2 protein-coding genes are annotated in these 2412 nt (G+C 69.0%); both read right to left on the bottom strand.

Annotated elements, in window-relative coordinates; translation table 11 throughout:
• On the bottom strand, window positions 1-1181 hold a 1181-nt coding region (locus GX543_RS04165; protein ID WP_290850000.1), incomplete at its 3' end, for a folylpolyglutamate synthase/dihydrofolate synthase family protein.
• Window positions 1178-2412, bottom strand: a 1235-nt coding sequence (locus GX543_RS04160) for a class I tRNA ligase family protein (RefSeq protein WP_290849999.1), incomplete at its 5' end; no start/stop codon positions are given. The genes GX543_RS04165 and GX543_RS04160, both read right to left, overlap by 4 nt.

Raw genomic sequence — 2412 nt, 5'->3', positions numbered from 1 at the left:
GTGACGACGATCTCGTCGAACACCGGTTCGAGCGCGTCGATGAGGCCGCGCACATCCTTGTCCGCCATCACCGAGACGACACCGACGAGTTTGCGGAAGTCGAACTCGGCGGCCAGGGCCGCGGCGAGCGCCTTCGCGCCGTGCGGATTGTGGGCGGCGTCGAGGAACACCGTCGGGGCGCTGCGCACCCGCTCGAGCCGGCCCGGGTTGACGACCGAGGCGAACGCTTCCCTGACCGCATCGACGTCGAGTTGCCGGTCGGGCCCGGCACCGAAGAACGCCTCGACCGCGGCCAGCGCGAGCGAAGCGTTCCACGCCTGATGTTCACCGTGCAGCGGCAGGAAGATGTCGCTGTACACCCCGCCGAGGCCCTGCAGGTCGATCTGCTGGCCGCCGATCGCGACGCGCCGTTCCAGCACCGTGAATTCCGACCCCTGGCGTGCGACCGCCGCATCGGACTCGACGGCCTGCCGCAGCAGCACCTCCATCGCCTCGGGTTCCTGCTGGGCGATGATCGCGACGGTGTCGCGCGGCACCAGCGGATCCTCGGGGGCCTTCTTGATGATCCCGGCCTTCTCCCCCGCGATCTCGGTGAGCGTGTCGCCGAGGTATCCGGTGTGGTCGATCCCGATCGGGGTGATCACCGCGACCTGACTGGAGACGACGTTCGTGGCGTCCCAGCGACCGCCGAGGCCGACCTCGACGACCGCGACCTCGACGGGCGCATCGGCGAACGCGGCGAACGCCATCGCCGTGGTCACCTCGAACTTGCTCATGCGGGGGCCACCGGCGGCTTCGGACTGCTCGTCGATCATCCGCACGTACGGTTCGATGTCGCGGTAGGTGTCGACGTAGGTGCGCGGCGACACCGGCACCCCGTCGATGCTGATCCGTTCGGTGGCCAACTGCAGGTGCGGGCTGGTGGTGCGGCCGGTGCGCCGGTGCAACCGGGTCAGCAGCGCATCGATCATGCGGGTCACCGACGTCTTGCCGTTGGTACCGGCGACGTGGACGACCGGGTAGCTGTGCTGCGGGGACCCGAGCAGATCCATGAGCGCGGCGATCCGTGTCAGTGACGGCTCGATCTTCGTCTCGGGCCAGCGCTGGTCGAGTTCGGCCTCGACCAGCGCCAGTTCCGCGAGATCGACCGGGGACGGTGTCCCGGGCTGTTCGGTGCTCACGCCTGACCCAGCTCCGCCAGTCGCGCAGTGAATCGGGCGATCTCCTCTTCGGCAACCTGCTTGCGCGCGGTGATCTTCTCGACCACCGCGGCGGGAGCCTTCGCGAGGAACGCCTCGTTGCCGAGCTTGCCGGACGTCCCGGCGAGTTCCTTCTCCGCGACCGCGAGATCCTTGCGCAGGCGCGCGATTTCGGCGGCGACGTCGATGGTGCCGGAGGTGTCGAGTTCGACGGTGACGGTCGCGCGGGACAGGCGCACCTCGACGGAGGCGGTCGCGGCGAAACCGTCGTCCGGCTCGGTCAGGCGTGCCAGCGACCGCACGGCCGGGACCTGGGCAGCCAGGTCCGCCGCGTCGATCTCGGTCAGCCGCGCGGCGACCTTCTGCGACGGCTTGAGTCCCTGGTCGCTGCGGAAGCGACGCACCTCGGTGATCAGCTTCTGCATGTCCTCGACGCGACGGGCGGCGTCGGGGTCGGCGTCGGCACCGCTCGCCGTCGGCCACGCGGCGACGACGAGCGACTCACCACCGGTGAGCACCTTCCACAGGGTTTCGGTGACGAAGGGGATCACCGGGTGCAGCAGACGCAGCAGGGCGTCGAGCACGGCACCGAGCACGGCCTTGGTGCCGTCGGCGTGGGCGCTGCCCTCGGCGAGCTGGACCTTGGCGAGTTCGAGGTACCAGTCGCACACCTCGTCCCACGCGAAGTGGTACAGCGCCTCGCATGCCTTGGAGAACTCGAACTTCTCGAATGCCTCGTCGACGTCGGCGCGGACCTGCTCGAGCCGATCCAGGATCCAGCGGTCCGCGTCCGTCAGGTCGGCGCGCGCAGGCAGTTCGGCGACGACCGCACCGTTCATCAACGCGAATTTCGTTGCGTTGAACAGTTTGTTGGCGAAGTTGCGGGACGACTGGGCGTGGTCTTCACCGACGGCGAGGTCGCTGCCGGGGTTCGCGCCGCGCGCGAGGGTGAAGCGCAGGGCGTCGGCGCCGAAACGGTCCACCCAGTCGAGCGGGTCGATGCCGTTGCCGCGGGACTTCGACATCTTCTTGCCGAATTGGTCGCGGACCAGCCCGTGCAGGAACAGGTCGGTGAACGGGACCTTCGCGTCGCCGATCGCGTCGTCGCCGGCGACGTAGGTGCCGAACATCATCATGCGGGCGACCCAGAAGAACAGGATGTCCCAGCCGGTCACCAGCACGCTGGTCGGGTAGTACTTCCCGAGCTCGGGCG

Origin of the sequence: Gordonia sp. (in: high G+C Gram-positive bacteria) (assembly GCF_012515855.1) — a bacterium.
Classification (GTDB): domain Bacteria; phylum Actinomycetota; class Actinomycetes; order Mycobacteriales; family Mycobacteriaceae; genus Gordonia.
This window is presented reverse-complemented; position numbering and strand designations above follow the sequence as displayed.